The organism is Candidatus Zixiibacteriota bacterium (assembly GCA_036397555.1).
In the GTDB taxonomy this organism is placed as follows: Bacteria; Zixibacteria; MSB-5A5; order WJJR01; family WJJR01; genus DATKYL01.
The window spans coordinates 1-24816 of sequence record DASWIS010000015.1 but is presented as its reverse complement, the minus strand read 5'-3'; the positions used below and the strand labels follow the sequence as shown (position 1 = coordinate 24816).

The following is a 24816-nucleotide window of genomic DNA, read 5'->3' as shown; positions in this document are numbered from 1 at the left end:
TCGCGGTTGAGCGTTTACAGTGAGTCGATCCCGCCGTCAAGAGGCGGCAGTTCGTCATCAGGCGTCCCGATCTCATAAGCGGCGATCTTCCAGCGTCCGTCCTGAAGCATCGTCAGGAATAGACGTTGCGTCCATGTCCCGGCGTTATCAACCATTTTCGCATCGAGCGCCATGTGAATCTCATTCCCAGTGAGCTGGGCGCGCCGCAATGACAGGGTCGCTTGGGCGTCCACCCGCTGGCCAACCATGTCCATGATGAAACTGTTGGCCTCAAACTCTCCGGTTCCCATCCGCTGCAAATCCCCGATGAGGCGCCGATTCAGTGCCGACTCGATCTTCGGGATCATGGCCTTGACTTCCTCGATGGGGTCAGTCGGAGCGGAACGACAGCCGAAGACGGCGAACAGCACCGCCATGAGTATTGCCGTCATCCCCGGTGGAGTCGTCCACTGTTGCGGGGGTTTTGTGTGAGGGTCATTCACGCCCGGCTCAGCCCTTCATTATGAGCGACTCCCGAATGCGAAGATACCCCTGGTGACGTTCGGGCCTGATTTCGCCCGACGCCAGCGCTGCGGCCACGGCGCATTGCGGCTCGCCGATGTGCATGCAATTATGAAACTTGCACCCATGAGCGCGGGAGGCAAACTCGGGGAACAAGCCCGGCAGTTCCTCGGGGGTCAGCCCCCACAGCCCGATGACGCGCAGACCCGGCATGTCGGCAATGTAACCGCCGGCGCGCAACGGGAACAGGCGCACAGTGGTCGTCGTGTGCGAGCCCTTCCCGGTCGCCTCGGAGACCGCGGCGGTGCGCAGATTCAAGGTGGGATCAAGGGCCATGACGAGCGACGACTTTCCGACACCGGAATGTCCGGCGAGAATCGAGGTCTTCAGGGTCAACATCCGGCGCAATTCTTCGAGCCCATCTCCGGTCACGGCCGATGTCGCCAGCGCGGGATACCCTGCGGAGTTGTACACGCCGAGCGCGTGATCGAGTTCGGCCTTTGATGCCAGATCCGACTTATTGATGACGACCACGCCGGTCATCCTCTCCCGCTCGGCAATGAGCAGGAAGCGGTCGATGGCGCCGAGCTTGAGCTTCGGGCGGCTGACCGAGGCGACGACGACGAGCTGGTCGCAATTGGCCACCAGGACCTGTTCTTGTCCCGGCTTAATGACATCGGGGCGGGAGATGCGATTGCGGCGTTCCTCGACCTCCTCGATCATTCCGATACCCGGACCTTCGGTCGCAAAGATCACATGATCACCGACGGCCACGGGCGTCCGGGTCGGTTGATCGCTGAGGCGCAGCCGTCCGCGCAGCCCGCAATCGTAGGTTCCGGCAACGGACTGGACGACATAGCGATTTCCGTAGCTTTGGATCACCCGGCCCTGAAGCTGTCGGGAATCGTCATTCATCGTGAGGAATGTGCCGGGTATCGCACACAGTGAAACTACGGAGCGCCGGATTGCGGCTCCGTCCCGGGAGCAATAACTGATTCATCTTGTGCCGTCTGAGGCGTGGGCTGCAAGCGGGAGTCGTCAAGCGATTCTTTGAGTCGCTCTTCTTCGCTGAGCAGATCGGCGTCGGTGTACTCACGGATGCGTACGTGGCCGGTCAGCGACGACACCGCCCCGAGCGCGAAGATCGGTCCCAGTTCGGCGACATGCAGGACGATCGAAAACGCCAGCGCCTCATCCTTGGGCACATGAAAAAACGCCAACCCGACCACCGACGCCACTTGAAACACACCCAGATTGCCGGGACTGACCGGAATCATGATCGCCAATGTGTTGACGATAAGGATGACGATGGCGCCCCAAAACGGCACCGAGAATCCGAACGCCTGCAGCAGGAACATGACGATCAGAGCATGGGACACCCACGACAGGATCGACAACAGCACGACGAGCGTCAGATGGCGGCGCGACGTGAGCATATCCAGCCCCGCCAGAAACGATTCTTTCATGTTGTCCCAGCGGCGCAACACCCCGGCGGGGAGTTTCTTGCGCAGCAGACTGGGGCGACGGTTCGGATTGCGGTGTCGGTGGAGAATGCGGTAGAAAAATCCCAACAGCAGCAGGCAGGCGATGAAGACGACCACTTCGCCTTTGACCATCCAGTCGGGCATGACGACCAGAAACGATGCCGCAAAGATCATCACCACCAGCACCAGCCCGTCGAATAGCACTTCAAGCATGACCGAGGCGAACGCGAAGGTCTTGGTGATGGGGAATGTCCGGGAGAAAAACAGCACCCGCGCGACCTGTCCGGTCAGCGCGGGCAGCATGACATTGAGCAGTTGCCCGATGTTGTAGGCGGAAAAGACACGCATCGGCGCCAGGGCCTGTTGCGGCTCCATAATCAGCCGCAGCCGCATGGCCCGAACCAGCGGCATGACCAGAACGCCGATCGCCACCGGCAGCAAGAGCCACGGATTCATCCTCAGGAGCGTGTGCCAGACCGCGGCAGGATCGATGTCGCGCAGGATGTAGACGAGCGCCGCCAGCGCCGCCACAAACAGTGCGATGCGGAGCAACCTGGTGCGTCGCGTACGCGGATTCATCGCTCAGCGCCGTCGCGCGACATGTCGCGCGCGACCAACAGCCATGACATGCCTGCTGTGAAAATCGAGGCCGTTTGCACAGGAATCAACCACTATCAGCGGGCGGCCCAGGCGCTCAGATGAGCTCAAAATCCGCGGCGGCGATCCATCCCTTCAGCCCATTGGGGAACAGCACGAAGTGCCACGCCGAATCGGTACGCTGAATCGTGCCGGAAAGCCCGTCATGGGCGGTAAACTGGAGCGCGTAGCTGTCGCCGGGACCGCTGCGGACATCGGCGCGCGCGACCACGATCACGCCGTCGCGTCGCTGAACATCACGCGCATAGCGCGATGCTGCGGCGCCGGTTGCGCTCAGCCAGAGACCCCAGCCGGCAATCACCAACCAGAGGGCCACGCGCGGTCGCGGGCCGGGCCAGAGCCGACCGACTGTCAGCAAAACCGCGCACCACATGGCCAGCGCGGCAAGTGTACGGGCCTCGCTGAAGGAGATGCGGTCGGCCACGGCGCGCCACCATTCTTCCAGGAAGAATACGCCGACCGGCTCGATCTTGTCGACGGCGAAGAGACTGACGTAGCGCAGATTGGCCTGCAAATCGGCATCGCGCGGATGCAATCGCAGTCCGCGCCGGTACGCAACCAGCGCCGAGCCGATGCGCCCGGCCTTAAAGTGCGAATTGCCGAGGTTGTACCAGACGCGCGCGTCATCGATTCCGGCGCGCGCCAGTGAAAGAAATCCCACTGCCGCCGAGTCGAACCTGCCCCGCTGATACGCCGACACGGCGGCATCGAAGATGACTTCGGGCGTCTGCGCGTGCGCCGATTCGGACAACAGCCCGATGCTCGCCAGCGCCCAGGCGGCGATAGTCCAATGCCCGGCGCGGCGCGGGTTGATCGTCGGTCGGATCATCGTGACTGCTCGAATTCGGCGAGAAGCGATATGGCACGCGTGATCAACTCCGACGGGGCGCCGTCGGAATCGGCCGGAACGTAGCGGCTGCGGTCGCACCAATCCAACAGGTCCATGTACTCATTCAAAGTCGATTCGGGCACACGGTCTTTGGCGAGCAGGTCGCGCATGTCATTGCGACGCAGCCCGCGCGCGGCGCAGTTGTAGCGGTCGGAAAAGAACTGTTCGAGCGCCGATGCGACATCCGCGGTCGAGACGCGCGCCGACTCGCCGTTGCGGAGACGCTGCAGGGCCGAGCGATACGCCAGTCGGCGTCGGCGCGACGCCGGGTTGGCCTGGTCCCTGAGAATCCGTCGCCGCCATCCGACGAATGCCAGAAGGCCGCAGAGCGGCACGAGATGCCCGGCCCAGAATGCCGGACCGAACAGGCCGGGTCCGGCGACCGTGCGCAGATCGGTTCCATCGGTCTTCAGAAAGCGCACATCGGCGGCGAGGTCGGAGAGCTCATCGGGCTGGAGCCGCAGCGACGGCAGAGAGAAGTCAGTCGACGCGCCGGTCACGGTGACGGTGATCGTGTCGCTTGTGAGGGTTGCGTAGCGCTGACTGTTCAAATCATAATAGCACAGGGAGAAGACCGGGAGCGCATAGACACCGGCGCGCTGCGGAACGAACACTTCCTCGAAGGATTTCATCCCCCCGATTCGGTAGCCCTCTTTCGAAACGGTCTCGGATGTGCCCGCAGAGAACGTCCGGAAATCGGGAATCGAGTCGAATTGCGGCCGGGCAATCGATTTGATGTTCCCTTCTCCTTCAATCGTCACGGTCACGGTGATCGGGTCGCCCACTGCGACTTCACGTGCACTGACCGACGACTTCATTCGAAAGCGTCCCACCAGGCCCGACCAGTTCTCCGGACGTCCCCGCGCGGGCGGCGCGAGAACAATCAGTGAAAGCGGATCGGACTGCAGGACGCGGTCCTCCCCGCCTATCAGCCCGAAGATGTCGCGACCGAACGGATCGAGCGCGGAACCGCGGGATCGATTCGGAATCGCGATCTTCAGGCGCGCCGGTTCGATCGTCTTGACCCCGGCGTCGGTGGGAAAGAGCATCGTCCGCAGTTCGGTGACGTCGTATTCGACGCCGTCGATGGTTCGGCGGTATCGCCGCTGCGGCGAGAGCTCTTCGACCCAGAATCCGGGGAACTCGGGGCGATTGTATTCCGGGCTGGAGAGCAGCCGTTGCGCCCGGTAGAACCGAAAGATGAAGGTCACGGGCTCGTTGACCAACGCGGTGTCCTTGTCCAGCGAGGTGGTGATGAAGATTCCTTCGCGTTTGCCGCCGGGTTTTTCGCGGTCCGGAGTCTCAGGCGGCGGCTGTTGACGCTGTTGTTGCGTGACGGAGCCCGCACCCTCCTTGGTGACGACGATGGCGATCGGCTGGGTGGTGTATTCTTTACCGTCGATCGTGACTTTCGCTTCGCCGATCGTGTAGTTGCCCGGGCCCCGCGGCACGAGAGCGTAGTTGTAGGCAATCGATGTCGTGACGCGCCCATCGACGTACGAGACGTTCTGCGCTCGTCCCGAAGAGAATACCTCGAATGCGCCGAGATCCGGCAGCGTCGGATTCGGCAGCGACTGCTCGGGCGCCTGCAGCGTCAGCGTGAAGTGGACAACGCCGTCGCGCGGGATGCTGTCGGTGTCGACCGACGCGGTGAAACGGATGTCGGCCCGCGCCGCCGGTGGCAGTGCCGCCAGCAGGCATGCGAGGATGGTGATGCGGGCACGGGACATTTTACCAGTCCTTCAGCACCGGCACGCCCCGGGCGCTGCGTTGGGTGCGTTGCTTCTGGAGATTGAGCTCATCCTGTTTGAGGGCATCGAGCAGCCGCTGCGCGTCCTGCGGCGTCATGCCTTCCTGTTGCGCCTGCGACTGCCTCTGCTCGGCGGGCTGCTGCTGGTCGCCTTGTTGCTCGGTCGATGGGGCATCCTGCTGCCGGTTGTCCTGTTGATCGGTGTTTTGCTGCTGTTGCTGCTGATTCTGTTCCTGTTGTGACGAGTCGGGCTGCTGTTGCTGCTGTTGCTGTTGTGTCGAATCGGATTGCTGATCGTCCGGCTGTTGCTCCGGTTTCTTTTGCGTCGAGTCATCGATCATCTGCCGGAGCGCCAATTCGAGATTGTGCTTGGCATCAAGGTCGTCGGGATCGGCGATGAGCGCCTGGCGATACGCCTCGACCGCCGGTGCGTATTGGCTGCCGCGGTACAGCGTGTTGCCCATGTTGTAGTGGGCGCGTGGGTGGAGCGTGCTGTCGGACGCATGGGCGGCATCCTGATACGCGGCCAGCGCGGAATCGAGTGCGCCACGGTGGTGCATGACATTGCCGATGTTGTACTCGGCCTCCTTCGCATCGGGCCGTTCCAATTGGGCCGCGCGGTATCGTTCCAGCGCCGAGTCAAGATGGCCCTGTTCGTAGAGTCTGTTTCCCGTGTTGATGAACTCGGCGAATTGATCGGCTCTGGCCGATGTCGGGACAAGCAGCAATCCGGCGCATGCGCAGATGCGCAGGACGGCAAGCGTCGCATTGTTCATCGGGAGTCTCATGCGTTCGTCCCGGTTCGGCGACGTCGGCGCCGTTCGACGAGTGCCATTTCCAGGCCCAGCAGCAGGAACGCCGGCACCAAAAAGTATTGGTAGCGTTCCTCGAATTCCGTGAACAGCCGCCCCTCGAGTTCCTTCTTCTCCAGCTTGGCCAACTCGGCGAACAGCTCGTCTAACTCCATTTGCGCGGGTCCGGCACGGAAGTAGCGCCCTTCGGTCGCCAGCGCGATTTTTTGCAGAGTCACCTCGTCGAGCTTCGAGAGCACGACCTGCCCGCTTTGATCCTTTTTGAACCCGGTCTGCCGGCCGTTGTCATCGAATTCGGGAATCGGCTCGCCTCCCGGCGTGCCGATGCCGACGGTGTAGATGCGCACCCCGGTTTGGGCCGCTTCCCGGGCGGCGGCCAGGGGATCGCCTTCCAGACCTTCGCCGTCGGAAATCAGCACGAGCACCTTGAACTTGCGTTCATCGGTTTCAAACATTGCGACCGCCTTGCGGATGGCGACATCCAGGATGGTGCCGGGACGTCCGGCCGACCGCGAGTCGACCGCGTCCAGCAGCATGCGCGCCGCGGCGGCGTCGATGGTCAACGGAAATTGGACATAGGCGTCGCCGGCGAACACGACCAGCCCGATGCGATCTCCGGAAAGGCGATTGAAGATTTCGACGATTTCGCGTTTGGCCCGATCCAGACGATTCGGCTTGACATCGGAGGCGAGCATCGAACGGGAGACATCGAGCGCCACGACAATATCCAGACCACGTCGTTGCAACATCACCGCGCTGGCCCCCCACTGCGGAGAGGCGACGGCGAAGATCATCAGGGCAATCGCCAACAGCCCGCAGGTCAGCTTCCAGCCACGGACGGCGTAATTGACATCGGGCGCCAGGCGCGTCCAGAGCGCTTTCTCGGCGAACCGAGCCGCCAGACGCCGGCGCATACGCCACGCCCACGCCAGGATGACAGCGAGGATCGGGACGGCCATCAGACCCCACAGCCAATGTTGTGCGGCGAATCTCATCGGATCATCTATCCATGCTACGGCAACGACCCCAGCCAGGTTCCTCCCAGAACGATTCCCACGAACGCGGCCGCCAGCGCCGCGAGGGCGAACCGGCTGAAGAGGTCATGATACTGGATATACTCCTTGATCTTCACTTCGGTTTTCTCCAGCGTGCTGATCTCCTGATAGACCCGCTCGAGCATCTGCTCGGAGTGTGCGCGATAGTACTTGCCGCCGGTCGCGTCGGCGATCTGTTGCAGCACGTCCTCATCGAGTTCGTTCGGCAATGTGACATAGCGTTTGCCGAAGACCGGATCATCTACGGGATATCGCGCCGAGCCGGGTTTGCCCGCGCCGATGGTGTACACTTTCACATTCAACGCTTTGGCCACTTCGGCGGCGGTCACCGGATCGATCTGTCCGCGATTGTTGACCCCATCGGTCAGCAGAATAATGATGCGGCTCTTGGCATCCGAATCGCGCAGGCGGGCGACCGCGGTCGCCAAGCCGGTGCCGATCGCGGTGCCGTCCTCGATCATGCCGAAATCGATCTGATCGAGGAAGCTGAGCAGGACCTCATAGTCGAGGGTCAACGGGCACTGCGTGAATGCCTGTGCCGCGAACACGACCAATCCGATGCGGTCGTTGGCGCGATTCTCGACGAAATCGCGAATGACCTCTTTGGCCACGTGCAGACGGTTGTGCGGCTGGAAATCTTCGGCCTTCATCGAGCCGGAGACATCCAGCGCCAGCACGATATCGACCCCTTCGGAGGTGATTTCACGGGATGCGGTCCCCGACTGCGGCCGGGCCAGAGCCACCACGAGCAGCAGCAGGACGAGGACGCGCAACACCGACGGCAACGGTCGCAGTCGTGCGCGCAGCGACGGACGCGTGCCTTCGATCAGACCGAGATCGGAGAATGCCGCCGCGGGGCGATGCCGCCACGCTCGCCATTCCCACCAGATCAGAAACAGCACGATGACGCCGCCGGTGAGAAACCAGGGACTGGCAAAGCGGTCGATGCCGATCACGCCGGTCCCCCTCTCGGCTGATCGGTGGTCGCATCCGATTGCCCTTCGCTTGAGGCCCCGGAAACAGTCGTCTCAGCGGCCGCTCGCGGTCGCGTGTACTCGACAAACTCGCGCATCCATTCCCAATCGATTTCGGGTCGCCCGCGTTGGGCGGGGGTGCGCGCGTAGCGAATCAGGTCGGCGTGGCGCAGGAATTCCTGGACGCGTTCGCGATGCTGACCATTGAAGGGGGCCACGGGGAGACGTCGCGCGATCTCGGTCGTCGTTTGGTCGATCGTGTTCCAGCCGTAGCGCGCATCGATATATCGGCGCAGGATTTCGGAGAGTCCAAAGTACCAAATGCGCCCACCGTCGTCGTCGGGGTCGACACCGGTGCGCAACGCCTTCAATTGGGAAAACGCGATCTCCCATGGCGGCGCGGCAGGTTGATCTGCCTCCGACGGGCGGCGCCTGAGTTTGCGCCACACCAGCCACGCCATCATCGCCGTCAGGAGCAATCCGCCGAGGGCATACCACCAGGCGCTGATCGGGACCGGCGCCTCATAGGGACCCTTTAGTCCGCTGATATCAAGTGAGTCGGGATTGGCTTCGGCAGGCAGCACACTGTGAATAACGACTTGCAGCGAATCGGAACGCCACGGATGGCGCTGCCCCGACGAGTCGACCAGTTCTCCGGCCAACGCCGGAATCCAGAACGTGTCGAGGGCGAATGCCGCCAACCGCCAGCGGCGTTCGTAGAGCTTGCTGCTGTCTGCGAGCCGGTCCTCGGAGACCAGCGAATCGCGCAGCACATCGAGTCCGCCCAGCGACGGGCCGGTCGGTACGGAGACGATGCGCAGCGCGGGATCATAGCGGACTTTGAGGGTCAGGTCGATTTGGTCGCCGACAGTGCCCTCGGTGCGGCTGATCGACAGGGTGACGACCGGATCGGCGTCTGCGGCGGCCCCGCCGGCGGGGCCGAGGACGGCGACCATCAGGGATAGCGCCATTGGCAGCCGACACGGTTTCATTCTCAGGGTCTGGTGCATACGACAAAACGAGACCCGGTCGGCAGATTGAGCTGTCGAGGGCCTCACGGGATTATACACACGCCGCGTGTGCGTGTGCGATTGCCGTCCATCACAGCCATCCCTTGCGGCGGAAGAAGACCAACAGTCCGATGCCCAGTGCCAGGGATGCGCCCCAGAAAGTTACGTAGCCATACGGCCAGCGCAATTCCGGCATGTTCAGGCCGCCGACCTCAGGAGAAAAATTCATCCCGTAGACTCCCGCCAGGAAGGTCAGCGGAATGAAGATGGTCGCTATGACGGTGAGGACCTTCATCACCTCGTTCATGCGGTTGCTGACGCTGGTCAGGTAGACATCGAGCAGACCCGATACCATATCGCGGTAGGTCTCGACCGTATCGAGCACCTGCACGGCGTGCTCATAGAGATCGCGAATGTAGACGCCGGTGGCGGAATCGATCAGCGGCGTCTCGGAGCGGCTCATGCCGCCGATGACTTCGCGCAGCGGCCAGATCGGTTTGCGCAGGACCACCAGCTCGCGTTTGAGGCGGTGGATGGTTTCCAGGTCCTCGGCGGTCGGATGCGCAACGAGCTTGTGCTCGATCGACTCGACGCGATCGCCGATCTGTTCCAGCACGAGGAAATAACCATCGACGATGGCGTCAATCAGCGCGTAGGCGAGGTAGTCGGAGTGGATGAATCGGCGGCGCGGTCCCTCGCGCAGGCGCTTGCGCACGGGATCGAACACATCGCCCGCCCGTTCCTGGAACGACAGGAGAAACCCCTCCCCGAAGACGAGACTCACCTGCTCGACCGTCAGCCCGTCGTCGGGCGCCGGGTAGAGCATTTTGACGACGACAAAGACATAGTGCTCGGAGATGTCGATCTTGGGTCGTTGATCGGTGTTGAGGATGTCTTCGATCACCAGCGGATGCAGGCCGAACGATTCGCCGATGCGGGTGATCAGCGCGGGATCGTGGATCCCGTCGCAGTTGATCCACGTGACGTTTCCAGGCGCGCGCGACGCTGCCGGCCGATCGGCTGCGATCTCGGTGCGCTCCTGCAGGTTGTCGGCATCGTAGTCGATGACCGAGACGGTGATCGGCGCATCGGTCTTCTCACCGACATAGACCGCCGAGCCCGGGGGAAGCCCCCGTTTCGTCGAGATACGCTTGACTCCAATGGATCCGCGTCGCCGCGGATGTCCCATGCCCGAAGACGTCACGGTTGCGGTTCCTTGCGGTCCTCCTGATCGACCTTCCGCTCTTTGTCCCCCTCCGCCGGCTCTTCGCGCAGTCCCTTTTTGAATTCGTGGACGCTGCGTCCCAGCCCGCGCGCGATCTCCGGAATGCGTTTGGCTCCGAAGAGCAGGATTCCGGCGCCCAGGATGAGCAGCAACTCTTGAGTGCCCAGCATTGCGACCGCCTTTCCTATCGACGCCGCCGTTCCCGGCGGCGGAAGAATGCGATCAATCCGTCGGCTATCGGCCTGTCGGTCGACAGCGCCACATTGTCGAGCCGGATCGAATCGAAGAGCTTGCGGCGGCGCGCGGCGCGCATGTTGACCTGGTTCTCGAAGGCCATCCGCGCGGCGCGGTCGGCCGTATCGACGACGGTACGCCGTCCGGTTTCGAAGTCTTCCAACTCGATCAGCCCGACATCGGCCCAGGTGCGCTCGCGCGGGTCTTCGACAACGACCGCGATGACATCGTGGCGTTGGTGCGCCACCATCAGCCGGTGCTCATAGTGGGCATCGAAAAAATCGGAAATCAGGAAGGCGACCGACTTGCGGTGGGTCACGCGTCCGAAGAACTCCAGCGCGGCCGTGAGATTAGTCCCCCTTCCCTGCGGCTCGAAATAGAGAATCTCGCGAATCAGGCGCAGGACGTGCGACCGGCCCTTCTTCGGCGGAATGTAGAGTTCGATTTGATCGGTGAACACGATCATCCCGACTTTGTCGTTGTTCTTGATCGCGGAGAACGCGAGGACGGCCGCCGTCTCGGCGGCCACCTGGTTTTTGGCACGGTTGATTGTGCCGAAACGTCCGGACGCCGACAAATCGACCAGCAGCATGACCAGCAGCTCGCGTTCCTCGCGGAACTTCTTGATGAAGGGCGTGCCCGTGCGCGCGGTGACATTCCAGTCGATGAGGCGGACATCATCGCCGGGGAGGTATTCGCGCACTTCTTCGAATTCCATGCCCTGCCCCTTGAAGACCGAATGGTATTCGCCGCCGAACAAATCGTTGACCAAACGATTGGTGTGAATCTCGATCCGTCGGATTTGGGCGATGAGTTCCTTGGGGAGCATGGCTATCGACCGGACAATTGAAAGGCGGGCTCGGCAGAAGCCCCGCCCTCCCGAGTGTCGTCTTGTCTCCCAATCATAAGACCGGCTCGGCGAAAGCCCCGCCCTCCCGATCGTGCGTGATTGCGGTTCGTGGGGCAGGCTCGGCAGAAGCCTCGCCCTCCCGATCGTGCGCGATAGCGGTTCGTGGGGCAGGCTCGGCAGAAGCCTCGCCCTCCCGATCGTGCGTGATTGCGGTTCGTGGGGCAGGCTCGGCAGAAGCCCCGCCCTCCCGGTCGATGGTTGGATGTCGATTCATGATTCAGGCGGGGGTGCCTCTCCCTCTCCTCCTCAGGCAACGTGACTCAAAGTAACATCGAGAGACTCCAATAACTGTCGGATGCAAATGTAACACATAGACGATGGATTGCGCATGGGAGGGCGAGGCTTCTGCCGAGCCTGCCTTTTCACCACGGTCCGAACTCGCACACGATGCCGCTATACGGCCACTCTTCTGCCCGTGCTATCAGATTGTGGCGGACCGGATTATTCCTGACGTACTCCCACTTCGCTTCAAACTGATTGCGGCTCTTCATGCGCGTGTCCCAGTGATCGGTCTGCCAACGATGATCGGGATTGCGATGAATTCTCGAGAATATGGCCTTCCAGTATCTGGTCCATTGTTCCAGAGTCCACCTCCCGCCAACCCATCCTGCGAACAGGTGAACGTGATCGGGCATCAACACGTACCGTCCCACGCGCCAGCCACTCGCACTGCCCCATGCCGTGAGCACGTGATCGTGAACCTGGTCGTCTGCGAGCCACTTTGCGCGGCCTCGTGTGCAAACCGTCAGGAAGACAACCGTCGGTTTGGCGGATGAATGAATCACGCCGTGCGCCGGCCGCTTGCGGGGTTGGTTCCAGCCAACGGGCTTCATGGGTTCAAGAACAGGCTCGGCGGAAGCCTCGCCCTCCCGGTTTTTGATTGACAGAGTCGATCATCCGATCAAATCCACGATCCTGGCCGATACTTCCTATGGCACTTCGACATGATCGAACAAGCGCTGCACGACGGTTGCGGATGTCACCTGTTCGGCTTCGGCTTCGTAGGTGACGATCACGCGATGGCGCAACACGTCCGGCCCGACCGACTTGATGTCCTCGGGCGTGACGAACGCGCGTCCGGAGACGAAGGCATGCGCGCGCGCGGCGAGATTCAGATAGATCGACGCACGCGGAGACGCACCGTAGGCAATCAGCCCGGTGAGGTCGAGACCGTATGCTTCCGGCTTGCGTGAGGCATGGACGATGTTGACGATGTAGTCCTTCACCTTGTCGTCGATGTAGATGCGTCGCACGACGGCGCGCGCGGCGATGATCTCTTCGGGCGTGACCACCGGCCGGACCTTCGGAAGCTGTTCCCCGGTCATGCGATCCATGATGGCGCGCTCTTCGTCGCGCGACGGGTATCCGACGATCACCTTCAGCATGAACCGGTCGACCTGCGCCTCGGGGAGGGGGTAGGTCCCTTCCTGCTCGATCGGGTTTTGGGTGGCCAATACCAGAAACGGTGACGGCAGCGGGTAACTGCTGGATGAAATCGTCACCTGCCGTTCCTGCATCGCTTCCAACAGGGCGCTCTGAACTTTTGCCGGGGCGCGGTTGATCTCATCGGCGAGGATGATGTTGGCGAAGATCGGGCCTTTGCGCGCTGAGAATTCACCGGTGTTGGGGTGGTAGACCATGGTGCCGAGCAAATCGGCGGGCAGCAGATCGGGGGTGAATTGCAATCGGCGAAAGTCGGCGCGGATGGCATCGGCCAGCGTGCGAACCGACAGTGTTTTCGCCAGACCGGGGACCCCCTCCAGCAGAATGTGACCATCGGCCAGCAGCGCGATCAGCAGCCGGTCGATCAGGTGATTCTGGCCGACAATGACCTGCCCGATGGCGTCCTTGAGCGTCCGACAGAAGGCGCTTTGCCCTTCGACGTCCCGTTGAATCTTCTCGATCTCAGGATGCATGCAGTACCCTCGGTTGTTACTGTGTGTTGTGACGCACGAAACCGGCCCTCAGGACGGACCATGGGTCGGTCCAGATGATACCCAGGCCGCATCGAGCTGTTCCAACAGGGCCCTGATCTGCTCCTCCAAGTCGACCATCTCATTCAGATCGACAGGCGCGCCTCTGAAGCGGAGTTCTCCGCATCGCTTCAGGTGCGCGGTGAGTTGCGCCGTCAGCGCCGGATCCCGGATGGTTGTTGAGAGCAAACGGGCGACATCCGAGGCCGTGGCCGATGTCACTGTGTGCCCCAGACGGCGCGAGAGATACCCGAGGATGATTCGTTCGAGGTCTTCGATGTATCGGGGGCCACGGTCTTCGCGTCTGTTGGCGGCGGCGGTTGTCAGCATTTGCCGCGTCTCCTCCAGCGGTGTCAGGATGGTCTTTGACCGAGTCCGGGCCCGGCGATTGCGCATGGCCAGCACTCCGACCGCTGCAGCGAGGATGAGTGCTGCGAATCCGACTGCCATCCACGGGATGATGCCCCCGGACGGTCGTTCGACGATCGAGACGCGCAGGTATTCGGCCACGATGGAATCGCGGGGCTGATCCGCCGCCGCGCCTTCCTGCCGGTAATAGACGACCGGCCGCATGCGGGTGAGCCCGGGGCTTTGCGCGACCAGCCGGAAAGTCCAGGACTTGGTCATTCGCATGGCACGGAGATAGGCAGTACTGACCGACTGTCCGCCACGTTTCCAGTGAGCGTCGGGCCAGACTTCCGCGCCGACGAACACGGCGTCCTTGGGGAGCAGCGAAATGCCGGCTTCGATGGTGATATCGACGGTATCTCCCACACTCACTCGTCCATGCGAAGAGAACACGCGGACCACGTCTTCGTTCTGACCGTGTGCGTGCCAGCCGCCAGACAGCAGGGTGCCGGCGAGGAGAGTCAGGACCGCGAGGGGCCATCCGGCTCGGAGAGTGGCGCTCATGGAAGCTGAAGAAAGAGAATGCGATACTGCGCGTCAACGAAGCGATTCGAAGCGCCGGCCATCCGTTCAGGTTGCGCCCAAAAACATCCAGATCAGGCCTCCGGCCAGCGAGAGTTTCGCGCCGGCCACCCAGCGCGACGCTGTGGCCGTGGACGGATTCAAGGCACACTGCGCCGCGCCCAGCAATACCGCCGGAATCACCGTGACGCAGACTCCGAAGAGATAAATCGGAGCCATAATCGTGCCGAGCCCGAGCCAGAGCGCCGACACGGCGCCGAGCAACAGCGGCAACCCGGCGAGGCGGGTTGCCGAATCGGGGGACAGCACGATCGGCAATGTGCGCCGTCCGACGACGCGGTCGCCGTCGACATCGACGACATCTTTGAGAATCTCACGCCCCCAATGCAGCCAAAACGCCGTCAGGGCCGCCAACAGGACCGCATTCCTCGACAGGGAATGGATGAGGGGCGCATGCAGCGCGCCATAAATAATCGGGAATGCGCCGATGGCGGCAACGGCCACATTTCCGATGAGCGGCCGAGCCGACAGCGCGCGATTGTACCAAGCGATGCAGGCGACGACGACTAGCACTGCGACCAACGCCGGCCAACCTCCGACCGACGCCAACAGCACTCCGGCCATCGTAAATGCTCCGGCTGCAGCGCGTGCAGCGGACAACCGAACACGACCACTGACAATCGCGCGCGCGGGCTTGATGTGCCGGTCGATGGCCCGATCGCAAATGTCATTGTCGATGTACCCTGCTGCACAAATCAGCATGGGAGGGAGAACGGCGGGGAGCGATTGGGGCCAAATGTCATTGGGGGCAGCCAGAACCAGACCCAACAGTGAAGCCGCACCCGCCATCAGGACATTGCCGCCGCGAATGAGCGACCACCAGGCCGCTGCCGTATTGCGGGGTGACATTCGTGCATCGGCTGTCGGCATTGTCACCAGCCGTGGGACACATTCAAGCGGATGAGCCCGTCGCCCCAGGCAGCGCCATCGCGCCAGGCGACCTGGAGCCGACCGTACCGTTGTCGCGAATGCAGCATGATCGCGATTCCATAGGAGGATGGGCGCACGGTCCTGCCGTCCGGTGCGGCGAACCCGGTCAGGAGTCCCGTCTCCGCGAAGGCGGCCGCGGCCACCTCACGCGCGAGGTCGCACATCAACTCGGAGACCAGCACCCAACCGGATGCGGCCACGACATCACGGTCGCTGTAGCCCTGCAGCCATCCCTCGCCGCCAAGATACCATTCGTCGCCGGCAACGAGTTGTTCGTGTCTGGGCCACCAACGGCCAACGCCGTCGAATCGCAGGCGCCATCTCCGATTGAGCGCGATGACCTGGGCGGCCCGCAGATCGGTGCGCAGCCGCGCGATCGACTGCGGCTCATCGAGGGTCCCGGCACCCAAACCGCTCCGGGCATGCGACCAGGTGGCATGAGCACTGACGTACAGTCCGGGACTGACGTAAATCAGCGGCAGTCGCTGGTCGGGACGATTGGACAAACCGAAGGTCGCTTCCTGTGTCCGGGTCGCGCGGATACCCGTGCGCCCCGGTGTAATCTGGGCGAGTCGTCCGACGCCTTCGATGCGCCACCCGTCCATGGCGACTCCGCCGTATGAGGCGCCCAGTTCGATACTGCGGCGGTGATCAAGCCGGTCGAGCTGTTCAAGGGCCAGACGCCATGACCAGGGTGAGCCGAAGATGCCGCGCTCGGAGAATCGGAAGCGCAACAGTGATTCCTCGGGCCGCGGATGTTCATAGTTGAGTCCCAGTGAACGATCGCGCCCAAAAAGACCCAGCATCTCAAGCGAGAGTTTGCCATTGAGGTCTTGACTGGCCGAACCACTGCCGAGCGAGAGCGCGCCGTCGGCCAGCGCCGTCGCACGTTCGGCAAATGGAAGCTCGATGGTGATGCAGGTGTCGTCGCTGTCGCCGATGACTCCCGGCTCGCCGGACAGATACAGATGCGAGATGCGGTGGATGCGTCGTTCGATTTGCGAGCGCAGGGAGTTGCTCCATGTCACGCCACACGGCAGGTCGAGCACCTTCGCCAGCCAGGTCGTATCGGTTCGGTTCAAGCCGCTGAATCGCCACGCGGCAATCGTGTGAATCGATCCCGGGTTGATTGACATGGAGAACTCAAACGCGTCGCCTGTCTCGACAAAGTCGTGGGGGACAATTGCAGCGCGACGGTATCCTCGGTCAGTGAGTGATGAAAGGATTGCGTGAAGGAGATCCGATAAGCCATCATTCGTTAACGGCTTACGAATCCTTTCGCTCGCAAGCTCCGAGATGTCATCCCGCACGGACTCATGCACAGGTCGATCCCACAGCAATCGAATCTCTGTCACGCGCATCGTGTCGTGAATCGACGCTCGCCGTGAGGAGATCGTACCGGCAAACGCCGGGTTCACGATCAAAGTAACAGTTGATACGACGGCTGTAATAGCTAACACCACAATATGTTGCGACACTGCTTTCATCGGCCATCCGCCATTCAGTCGGGCACCGGTGCTCAAAAGCGCGCGATTGATTCCACCATCATGCCCCAGCGGTCGGCATCGCGGGGACGGTGATCACCGTAGACCTTCAATTTTAGCGTTACTCGTTTCGGGAGTTCGCAGCGAACATCCCAATTGTGCGTTACGGAAAATCCATACGGACGCCCCTGTGCCAACAGCGCCGAGAGGGGAGCGTCGCCCGATCGCGCCCGGACCCATGTGAGATCGGCGATGGCATTCGCAGAGAATGGACCAAACCGCAGCCGCGCCTCGGGGATGACGCCCCACAAACCGGTTGCGGATTCTGTGTGATGGTCGCTGTCGAGCCGTCGCCGTCCTTCAATCGAGAGAGCGGATGAGAATGAGGGCTTCAAGCCGAGCGATGCCGCGAAGGTCGTGGCATCGGCATCGATCGTGAGGCCGGCGTTTCCGGAGCGACGGGTGTTATCAAGTTCTATTCGCCCCGCGGCGTACCAGGCGCGGTCGAGCTGCCGTCGCATACCCAGTTGCGCGGTCGTGCGGCGGCTTCGTGATCCGGGCCCGTTGTCCGATGGGCCGGCGACGGTCGTGCGCAGATCGCGCAACAACCGCCACTCGATTTGACTGGCCGCATCCGGATAGACTGTGACCGCGTGATGATCGAGCGTCGAGCGGAATCCGCCGGGCAAGACCGCGTCGGACATCTCCTGCCACGGGAGCAGCCAGACATCGGGACGAAACTGATTGGGTGCGTAGCGGGCGTTGATTTCGCGGAGCGCGCGCAGATCGAGGCGGACCGTGCCGATTCGCGGGCGCCAATTCGCCGACCAGCGGCGGCGGCTTTCATAGGCGCGCCGCGTTTGTGATTCCTCCTCGACAATGAGACGACGGTAATCGCCATTGGGATCGGGGATGTATTCGCCGCGCTCGAGCCGGTACTCGCCTGCGCCCCGGCGCGTGGGAATGAACACCTCGCGCTGTGTGCCGACCCGTCCGCGATTGAGCTCGAGGTCGGTTTGGATGTCGGCATTGCCGGCCACGGACCATCGGCCCAGGATGCGTCCGCGGTAATACGGCGTCGCATCTTCCCCACCACTCTGTTCGGAACCGCGCGCGACGGACAGATCGCTTCCGGCGGCCGCGCCGAGTACGTTCAGCGGCATACTGAGGCGCCACTCGCGGCCATAGTGCGGGGATGCGTCGACGGTGTCGAGCGTCTTGTCCCAGTGACGTGTCGCGGTGATTCCCCAGCGCGCCAGCGAGACCCACTGCGCCGCGCTGTAGTCGGCTCCGGGGAACATGAGCTGTCGGCCGGTCCGGTAATCCTGCTGTTTCCACCCGGCTTCGATGCGCGCGACCGAGGGACGCAGGTTGAGCACGGCCTGCTGATCGCGTCCCCAGTCAGCCGACGGCTGCTGATTGGACACACTGAGATGGCGCTCGGAAACCGAATAGTCGGCGGTCACCGCCGTACCGAGTGTGAGTTGTGGATTGAAAAAACTGCGCCAGCCGTCGACTGTTCGCCCCTCAAGAAGTCCGCCGCCACCGGCCAGACGCAGCGGCTTCCCGACCGGAATCGTCGTTGAGGCGGAATACTCGTCGCCGGCGGCGCGGCCGATCATCGGATCGAGCCGCCAGACCGATGACTGGCGCAGCGCCTCCCCGGCGGTGTACTCGGCATCGTCGGCGTGATCGGCGCGATGCCGCCATTCGGCGGCAACACCAAATCGGCCGAGCGTGTCGCCTCCTGTCCATGCGAGGCGATGATCGGAACGAAACTGCGTGTTGCCGGATGCGAACCGATTCGGATCGAACGCGTCCCCGCGCCAATCGAAGGCAACCGCACCCCATTGCTTCAGGGAGAGGGACAGCGATTCGTCCAGACGCAGCAGACCGGTCGGGGCGGAGCGAGTCGCAGTCGGTTCGTACCAGCCCGCTCCGGGACCGACATACTCAAAGACTTCGCCGATAACATGCCGATACCGTCCTGTCCCCTGACCGACGCGTTCGAACTGAACGGTCCAGTCGCCGTTTTCGGGACCGACATAGACGAACACCGAATCGCCGGCGGACACATCGAGTCGGTAGTCGCCGTCGTTGGCGCCGACGTTGCGCGCGGCGGAGCTGGTGACGGTGCCTGAGGGATTCTCGGCCAGCATTCGGCGCTCGGCATCGCTCAGCGTACCGAACAGCGGGCGCGAGCCATTCTCCGCCTCCCAGGCAACAGAAAGTGAGTGTCGGTTGCGTCCCGCCTCCCAATCCCAGGCAGCCGCCGACAGCAATCGTTGATACTCATCGAGCGCCTGCTCGTACTCGACGAGCGCGATCGAAGTCGACCGGATGGCCAATAACGGTGAAAATGAGAGTGTGCCGCGTTCCGGATCGACGACAAAGTCTGCACCGGGTCCCTCGGTCAGCCGTCGTCCATCGAGCCACGCGACGACGCTGCCGGAGATGATGGGCCCAGTGAACACCTGGCTGGAGAGAGGGTACGGTCCCGATTCGCCGGAACGCAAAGCGAGACGGTGCTCAGAGCGGCGACCGTGGGCCTGCGCGATGTATCCGCCGATGCGATGCGAATCGGGCGTGTACGACGCGCGCAAGCCGGACGCGCGACGTTGCCCGGCGCCGGGGCCGTTGTTGCGGCTCGGTAACGACAGTTCCCCCCAACGCCCTTCGAATCGCTCCGATTGGGCTTCCACGAAGATTTGTTCCAGGTCATCCAGGCGCGTGTCGCGTCGGCTCGTTCCGGATCGGCCGATCGCGCTGGTCGTGCGGTCGCTGAGCCCGGCGCGCAATTGCAGTCCGGGCGTCAATTGACCGCGGACAGCGAGCTCAAGTCCCTGCCGGATGCCGTTGTTATTGCTGCTTCCGGCGCTGAGGGCAAACGACTTGGAGCCCTCCCACTCAATGTGGGACACCCCCGGTACGGCCGGATTGTCGGCTCGCCGTGCAGCGGGAGGATCCGCCCATTGCACATCGGAAGCGGAGGCGAGTGCGGCGCTGACCGGCACGTTTCCGGCGCCGTTGTGCTCGTCCGGTTTTAGCTGCACCCGCGTGGGGACACGCCATGTCAGACGCCGGAACACGACCCGCAGCGAGTCGGTGTCGTTGACGGGATGGTCGAATGTGATGCGGCCGGCATTGTAGTCGATGGCGTAGTCGCGATCGCGCGACAGAATCGAATCGGCGGACCGGACTGTGTCGCTGCCGACGAGGATGAAATAGCCGCTGAGCAAATAGGGGCCGCTGGTGCCATTGCCGTGAATCGTCACGGAGTCGTCCACGATCGCAGCGCGCACCGCCGACGAGGCGGCGCAGGCGGCAACCGTCAGCACAAGACATCGCCAGAACGGTGCACGCAGACGTCGGGGAATGAATTGCATCGGCGTCTCAATCGCCGGTCGGTTCGCGCAGCCGGACCTGCAGCACGCGTCCGGTCGGCGGGTCGGCAATCCACAGGGTCGAATCGCTCAGAACAACGTCGGTCGGGCCGCCGAACGGGGACACATCCAGATCGGCGCCGTCAATTGTGCGCTCCAACTCGCCATGACGCGAGAGCACAACCAGTGTCATGGCCTTGCGGTCGGCGACGATGCACCGGCCGCGCGCGTCGATCGTCACGGCGACCGGCTCCTTAAGGTGACCGCCCCCCAACACGGCGCGCGGCGAACCATCCGACTCGAAGACAACGATACATCCCAGGGCGGCGTCGCAGACGTACACGGCGCGATCCTGTCGGCCGACGGCCAGACCGATCGGACGCTGCAGTCGCGCCCACAATTGCTCGCCGTCGCCGAGGGTGCGGACGAAGCCGCCGGCGGCATCCAGTTCATACACGCGCCCATTGGTCTGATCGGCGATGTACATCTCCCCCGTCGGCCCCAGCGCCAGCCCGCCGAGACGGCCAGCGGCCAGACCGAGGGCATCGAACGGAAGTTCCGGCATGCGTTCGAGGGGGCGCAGTTGTGAGTCGAAGATCAGAATGCGGCGGTCGGCGGCATCGCAGAGATACAGATGACCCAACGCATCGATGCGCGCACAGACCGGCTCACGACTCTGCGCGGGTGAGATCCGCAGTGGAGTGCCGGTCGAGCGCGCGGATGCCGAATCGCGGATGTCCACCAGCAGGCGTCCATCGGCATCTAACACCACGGCGCCGCCGTCGGTGTGTGGCGCGACCGAGACCGGGCGCATGTCCGGACTTAAGTCGTTACCGACGGTTGAGGCACTGCCGGCGAGCGAACGTATGTACTGTTCATCGATAATCGTCACCACGGCCAACTGGGTGCGCGGTCCGATGCCGCCGGCCTGACCGGGCGCCGTCGTCGCGCAGCCGTGCAACAGCATCCCCCATGCGGCGATCAGGCAGGCCGAACTCATGACGGCGATGGTCCGATGGTGCGGCATGACACCCCAAGTGAATTGCCGCCGGCCCGATTGGCAACCGGGAAAATCACGTATTGAGTGTCGGAGGATGAGAGACGCAGGAGTGAACAGCGCAGACGGAACAGATTGGAGACAGTTGCATAACCCTGTATCGCCGCACTCGTATGTGCCTGCCGCGTGCTCCCGCGTGGCGAAAAGAGGCGTCACCCGAGGGCGGGTGCCGCCGCATCTCCGGGTTATGAAACTGCCTTTAGAATTTTCGACCGATCAGAACGATGAGACTGGGATCGTCGAGACTGGGCTTGGGTTTGACATGCAGTTTCCAGCCGAGTTCCATCCGTGCCTGACGGTTGACATTGCGCGCCAGACGCCAGGCGTCGAGCGCCGCGGCGACGCGCGTGACCAGAGCCGCGCCGAGCGAAAACGTGGCGCGATTGTTCGCCTCGTTGCTTTGGTTGCGCAACGTGCGGTACTGGTTCATCGATTCCGCCGAGTCCCAGTGCCAATCCCATGCGTCGGTCGTGGGCAGCGCATCCTGATACGGCGCCCGATCGACGTTGAATTCATCGCGGGATGCATGAAACGTAATGGTGCGGTAGAACTCGTCGTCTTTGCCGGAGGGATCGACGCCCGCATGGACCTGCGCCAGACGCCGGTGATCGCGCTCCTTGATGCCCTCGACCGTCTTGAAGTAACCGAACATGGTCCACGCGAGAGCGTCGGTCGCCAGAAATATCGACGCGCGCCGTTTGCTGCCGACATACCACTGCCCGGCCCCGGGAAGGACCGCCGAATAGAGCACGGCGCGGGAGACGCTGACGACATCACGGTCGGAGTCGTCATCGAATTCTCCGAAGCTCTGCGCCCACATGCGTTCTGAGGGCGCCCAACGGTCGGCCGAGGGGATCTGCATCATCCATTGCGCGACGCTGAGCGGCTCCGACGCCCGAATCCCTTCCTTGGTACCGGCAGCCCAAGCCGGGCCGCACACGACCAAAGTGAGGACGGCACACAAGACTCCGGCTATGGTGCGATTTGTCCGCTGAGCGATCGGCATACCCACTCTCAGAATTTATAGGTCACAATGAATTTTGGGTAGAAGTTTCCGTCCGCGGGCGACCGTACCAAACGCATCTTCGGCTCCAACCGACTGCCGAAATGGTCGGCAGTTCTGTTGTACCGTCGGGCCGACAGCGCGGCCTCGATGCCCGCTACGAGGTGGTTGCCCACGACGGCGATGAGAAATTTCGACGCTTTTTCGAATTCGCGGTTGGCATCGGCGCGACGCTGCGTGTAGGCCTTGCGATTGGGACTTTCGTAGCGGACTTCGCTGGTGTCCACCTGCCAGTCATCCGGGAATCCCGGCTCGCCGATGTCCGGGTAGTCGTCCCACCCGAAGTTAAATTGGTGGTACTTGCCGATGTTTTCGTAGTACTCGTCTTCCTCGACACTGCTGCCGTCGGACTTAAAGAACGCGTGGTGTGAGAATACCTGGCTGATGAGCACGCTGTCGCCGCCGACCTCATCGACAAAGGTGTAGGTGATCGTATCCATGTAATAATCGAGAGAATCGTCGGGGTCGATCACGGACGGATTGTTGTCATAATAGACTTCGTAGAGCCCGAACAGATACTTTTCGTCGTCCCAATGCTCATCGGCGAACGCTTTGTATTCGGTTTCGATGTCGTTGCCGTTGGCATGGAAGTGGCTGACGCCGTACCAGCCGGCGACTTCCAGTCCGAGAAACAGGAATGGTTTCCAGCGGTTGCCGGTGTACCACTGTCCCCAGCCGGGGATGAGGAACGATTGCAGGAAGGCGCGGCGCGGGGATTTCTTCCGGACGGCGAAGACGTCGATCGCTTCGTCGTCGTCACCCAGCCCGAGATCGTCCTGTGCATACATGGGCAATCCACCGTCCGCCAGTTCGGAGTCGGACGGCAGGCCATTGACGAACATGTCCCTGATGGTGACGCGCGGGGCGAGCGCATCGAGCATGATTCCCGATGACTCGTCGGCCGCGCCGTGTCCGTCGGCCCAGGGCATGATGCCGATGGCGCATGCCGTGCCGATGATCAGTCTGCGTTGCCGTACAAAGAATCGATGTCCCACGTATGTCCTCCTCATTGTCATCACGTTCGATCGGCCCCCTGTCATTGCATACTATTGGATCACCGACAACTTGCAGAGCACCTGTTCGGCCGCGCCGCCGTTTTTGGGCGTGACCTCCAATCGGGCGAAGTAGACTCCGGATGCGGCGTCGGCACATTCCCAGGTCCATTCGTTGTAGACGCCGCCGGAACCGCTGCCGCTCCACTCATTGACGCGATTGCCCGCCAGGTCGTAGATCGAAATAGTCACCCGGGCATCGTCGCCGAGCCAGTAGCGCACAATGGCCTCATCGCGCGCGGGATTGGGATAGACGAAGGCGCGTTCCTCCAGGAAGAAACCGGCGGGCAAATCGATGGGCCCGAGATCATCGGTATCGACGGTCGCGGCAGCGCGCGCGTCGCGCCGCGACATCGGCCAGGTCGCCGTCGACGGCGATGGCCCCGGCGTCGGCGCCGCAAACCCGTAGAGGAACCCATCCGCACAGCGCACAAAAACACCGGACTGATCTATTGCAGTGTTCTGCGCCCAGGCGGCTGAACCGGTCACTCTGTTTCCCAAGGCGCGCGGCATCCCCTCTGTTTCGGCTCCCGTAGCGTCGCGACTGTACAGCAGGCGTTCGGCTCCTCCGGTCACGGTCGACAGGAATCCTTCGACGCCAAAATCAACCGCCAACGGTGAAACCGATTCTAACTCGGGCCGATAGGGTAATCCGGTCGGCATGGGGAAATTCGGGACCAGGGCGCCATTGTGTGCATAGGCATACGTCATGCCGTCGTCGCCCAGAACGATGATGTCGAGGTATCCATCGCGGTCCATGTCGGCTAAAATCGGCGGCGCGATCGGATGGTAATGCAAGACTTGTGGAAACCCCGCCAGCGGGTCGAGATTGCGATCGAGCGCGAAGAGTTGTCCGCCGGCATCGGCGACGACCACTTCGAGCGACGCCGGATCGTCACGGCGATCCAGATCGCCCAAGACCGGCATCAACAGCGAGTCGGCCGTGACATCAACGACCGGTCCGCCCGCGCCGATGCTACCGATGCGCCAGACGTCGCCGTCACGGTACACGGCGCGCGCTTCGTTCTGATTGCGTCCGGCGGCGCCGCGAATCGTGCCGCGGCCCGTCAGGTTGAACTGGTGGAAGGTGCTGCGCAATCCGATCAGGTCGTAGGACCCGTCCTGCAACGGCACGAACAAAATGCGGCTGGGACCGACAACAGCGTTGTCCCAGATGATGGGTGCGCCGACCGGGTCGCGCGATGTCGTGATGACCTCCGAGAGATCAAACAGTCCATCAGTGTCACGGTCGATCATCTCCCAGCGATGCACGCGGCCGTTGCGCGTGATGGCGGCCATCCACGCCGCTTCGCCCTCAACGGGCATAATCATCGGCGGCGACAACCAGTCGCTGCCGTCGTCTTCACCGATGGCGACCGGGAA

Annotated in this window: 21 protein-coding genes; all 21 read right to left on the bottom strand. The window is 62.8% G+C overall.

Going from position 1 to position 24816, the window contains the following annotated elements; all coding sequences use genetic code 11:
• Nucleotides 1–14: 14 nt before the first annotated feature.
• The gene (locus VGB22_05995; GenBank protein ID HEX9750818.1) at nucleotides 15–431 is read right to left on the bottom strand and encodes a hypothetical protein; all 417 of its coding nucleotides are present in this window, start codon (nucleotides 429–431) and stop codon (nucleotides 15–17) included.
• A gap of 58 nt (nucleotides 432–489) precedes the next feature.
• Nucleotides 490–1416 (bottom strand): ribosome small subunit-dependent GTPase A, encoded by a 927-nt coding sequence (rsgA, locus tag VGB22_05990; GenBank protein HEX9750817.1) that lies wholly within the window; start codon nucleotides 1414–1416, stop codon nucleotides 490–492.
• A 35-nt stretch (nucleotides 1417–1451) separates the two neighbouring features.
• Complete coding sequence (locus VGB22_05985) at nucleotides 1452–2564, bottom strand: lysylphosphatidylglycerol synthase transmembrane domain-containing protein (GenBank protein ID HEX9750816.1); 1113 nt, start codon at nucleotides 2562–2564, stop codon at nucleotides 1452–1454.
• 115 nt (nucleotides 2565–2679) lie between these two features.
• Complete coding sequence (locus VGB22_05980; GenBank protein ID HEX9750815.1) at nucleotides 2680–3471, bottom strand: tetratricopeptide repeat protein; 792 nt, start codon at nucleotides 3469–3471, stop codon at nucleotides 2680–2682.
• Nucleotides 3468–5261, bottom strand: coding sequence for a BatD family protein (locus tag VGB22_05975; GenBank protein HEX9750814.1), 1794 nt, complete (start codon nucleotides 5259–5261; stop codon nucleotides 3468–3470). Before VGB22_05975 ends, VGB22_05980 begins: the two co-directional genes overlap by 4 nt.
• Before the next feature lies 1 nt (nucleotide 5262).
• Nucleotides 5263–6069 (bottom strand): tetratricopeptide repeat protein, encoded by an 807-nt coding sequence (locus tag VGB22_05970; protein ID HEX9750813.1) that lies wholly within the window; start codon nucleotides 6067–6069, stop codon nucleotides 5263–5265.
• Nucleotides 6066–7088 (bottom strand): VWA domain-containing protein, encoded by a 1023-nt coding sequence (locus VGB22_05965; protein HEX9750812.1) that lies wholly within the window; start codon nucleotides 7086–7088, stop codon nucleotides 6066–6068. Before VGB22_05965 ends, VGB22_05970 begins: the two co-directional genes overlap by 4 nt.
• A 17-nt stretch (nucleotides 7089–7105) precedes the next feature.
• Complete coding sequence (locus VGB22_05960; protein HEX9750811.1) at nucleotides 7106–8104, bottom strand: VWA domain-containing protein; 999 nt, start codon at nucleotides 8102–8104, stop codon at nucleotides 7106–7108.
• Nucleotides 8101–9093: a hypothetical protein gene (locus tag VGB22_05955; GenBank protein HEX9750810.1), complete on the bottom strand. Its 993-nt coding sequence runs from the start codon at nucleotides 9091–9093 to the stop codon at nucleotides 8101–8103. The genes VGB22_05960 and VGB22_05955 overlap by 4 nt, the downstream gene beginning before the upstream one ends.
• A 130-nt stretch (nucleotides 9094–9223) precedes the next feature.
• Nucleotides 9224–10321, bottom strand: a complete 1098-nt coding sequence (corA, locus tag VGB22_05950; protein ID HEX9750809.1) for a magnesium/cobalt transporter CorA — start codon at nucleotides 10319–10321, stop codon at nucleotides 9224–9226.
• Between the two features lie 11 nt (nucleotides 10322–10332).
• Nucleotides 10333–10527: a twin-arginine translocase TatA/TatE family subunit gene (locus VGB22_05945; GenBank protein HEX9750808.1), complete on the bottom strand. Its 195-nt coding sequence runs from the start codon at nucleotides 10525–10527 to the stop codon at nucleotides 10333–10335.
• A 14-nt stretch (nucleotides 10528–10541) separates the two neighbouring features.
• Nucleotides 10542–11420 (bottom strand): DUF58 domain-containing protein, encoded by an 879-nt coding sequence (locus tag VGB22_05940; GenBank protein ID HEX9750807.1) that lies wholly within the window; start codon nucleotides 11418–11420, stop codon nucleotides 10542–10544.
• Nucleotides 11421–12430: 1010 nt separating this feature from the next.
• Nucleotides 12431–13417 (bottom strand): MoxR family ATPase, encoded by a 987-nt coding sequence (locus VGB22_05935; protein ID HEX9750806.1) that lies wholly within the window; start codon nucleotides 13415–13417, stop codon nucleotides 12431–12433.
• Between the two features lie 48 nt (nucleotides 13418–13465).
• A complete protein-coding gene (locus VGB22_05930) occupies nucleotides 13466–14386 on the bottom strand; it encodes a hypothetical protein (protein HEX9750805.1) in 921 nt (306 codons plus the stop codon).
• A gap of 66 nt (nucleotides 14387–14452) precedes the next feature.
• The gene (locus VGB22_05925; GenBank protein HEX9750804.1) at nucleotides 14453–15334 is read right to left on the bottom strand and encodes a UbiA family prenyltransferase; all 882 of its coding nucleotides are present in this window, start codon (nucleotides 15332–15334) and stop codon (nucleotides 14453–14455) included.
• A gap of 2 nt (nucleotides 15335–15336) precedes the next feature.
• Nucleotides 15337–16530, bottom strand: coding sequence for a hypothetical protein (locus tag VGB22_05920; protein ID HEX9750803.1), 1194 nt, complete (start codon nucleotides 16528–16530; stop codon nucleotides 15337–15339).
• Nucleotides 16531–16913: 383 nt separating this feature from the next.
• Nucleotides 16914–20264 (bottom strand): hypothetical protein, encoded by a 3351-nt coding sequence (locus tag VGB22_05915; protein ID HEX9750802.1) that lies wholly within the window; start codon nucleotides 20262–20264, stop codon nucleotides 16914–16916.
• Between the two features lie 7 nt (nucleotides 20265–20271).
• Nucleotides 20272–21261 (bottom strand): NHL repeat-containing protein, encoded by a 990-nt coding sequence (locus VGB22_05910; GenBank protein HEX9750801.1) that lies wholly within the window; start codon nucleotides 21259–21261, stop codon nucleotides 20272–20274.
• Nucleotides 21262–21517: 256 nt separating this feature from the next.
• A complete protein-coding gene (locus VGB22_05905) occupies nucleotides 21518–22324 on the bottom strand; it encodes a hypothetical protein (GenBank protein HEX9750800.1) in 807 nt (268 codons plus the stop codon).
• A gap of 8 nt (nucleotides 22325–22332) precedes the next feature.
• Entirely contained in the window at nucleotides 22333–23376 is a 1044-nt protein-coding gene (locus VGB22_05900; protein HEX9750799.1) for a DUF5683 domain-containing protein, read from the bottom strand.
• A gap of 51 nt (nucleotides 23377–23427) precedes the next feature.
• On the bottom strand, nucleotides 23428–24816 hold a 1389-nt coding region (locus VGB22_05895; GenBank protein ID HEX9750798.1), incomplete at its 5' end, for a T9SS type A sorting domain-containing protein.

Bases quoted from the DNA above. Each gene is read 5' to 3' on its own strand.
- VGB22_05995 (HEX9750818.1), bottom strand. From the start codon at position 431: ATGACGGCAATACTCATGGCGGTGCTGTTCGCCGTCTTCGGCTGTCGT.
- rsgA (HEX9750817.1), bottom strand. From the start codon at position 1,416: ATGAATGACGATTCCCGACAGCTTCAGGGCCGGGTGATCCAAAGCTAC.
- VGB22_05985 (HEX9750816.1), bottom strand. From the start codon at position 2,564: ATGAATCCGCGTACGCGACGCACCAGGTTGCTCCGCATCGCACTGTTT.
- VGB22_05980 (HEX9750815.1), bottom strand. From the start codon at position 3,471: ATGATCCGACCGACGATCAACCCGCGCCGCGCCGGGCATTGGACTATC.
- VGB22_05975 (HEX9750814.1), bottom strand. From the start codon at position 5,261: ATGTCCCGTGCCCGCATCACCATCCTCGCATGCCTGCTGGCGGCACTG.
- VGB22_05970 (HEX9750813.1), bottom strand. From the start codon at position 6,069: ATGAGACTCCCGATGAACAATGCGACGCTTGCCGTCCTGCGCATCTGC.
- VGB22_05965 (HEX9750812.1), bottom strand. From the start codon at position 7,088: ATGAGATTCGCCGCACAACATTGGCTGTGGGGTCTGATGGCCGTCCCG.
- VGB22_05955 (HEX9750810.1), bottom strand. From the start codon at position 9,093: ATGGCGCTATCCCTGATGGTCGCCGTCCTCGGCCCCGCCGGCGGGGCC.
- corA (HEX9750809.1), bottom strand. From the start codon at position 10,321: ATGGGACATCCGCGGCGACGCGGATCCATTGGAGTCAAGCGTATCTCG.
- VGB22_05945 (HEX9750808.1), bottom strand. From the start codon at position 10,527: ATGCTGGGCACTCAAGAGTTGCTGCTCATCCTGGGCGCCGGAATCCTG.
- VGB22_05940 (HEX9750807.1), bottom strand. From the start codon at position 11,420: ATGCTCCCCAAGGAACTCATCGCCCAAATCCGACGGATCGAGATTCAC.
- VGB22_05935 (HEX9750806.1), bottom strand. From the start codon at position 13,417: ATGCATCCTGAGATCGAGAAGATTCAACGGGACGTCGAAGGGCAAAGC.
- VGB22_05930 (HEX9750805.1), bottom strand. From the start codon at position 14,386: ATGAGCGCCACTCTCCGAGCCGGATGGCCCCTCGCGGTCCTGACTCTC.
- VGB22_05925 (HEX9750804.1), bottom strand. From the start codon at position 15,334: ATGCCGACAGCCGATGCACGAATGTCACCCCGCAATACGGCAGCGGCC.
- VGB22_05920 (HEX9750803.1), bottom strand. From the start codon at position 16,530: ATGTCAATCAACCCGGGATCGATTCACACGATTGCCGCGTGGCGATTC.
- VGB22_05915 (HEX9750802.1), bottom strand. From the start codon at position 20,264: ATGCAATTCATTCCCCGACGTCTGCGTGCACCGTTCTGGCGATGTCTT.
- VGB22_05910 (HEX9750801.1), bottom strand. From the start codon at position 21,261: ATGAGTTCGGCCTGCCTGATCGCCGCATGGGGGATGCTGTTGCACGGC.
- VGB22_05905 (HEX9750800.1), bottom strand. From the start codon at position 22,324: ATGCCGATCGCTCAGCGGACAAATCGCACCATAGCCGGAGTCTTGTGT.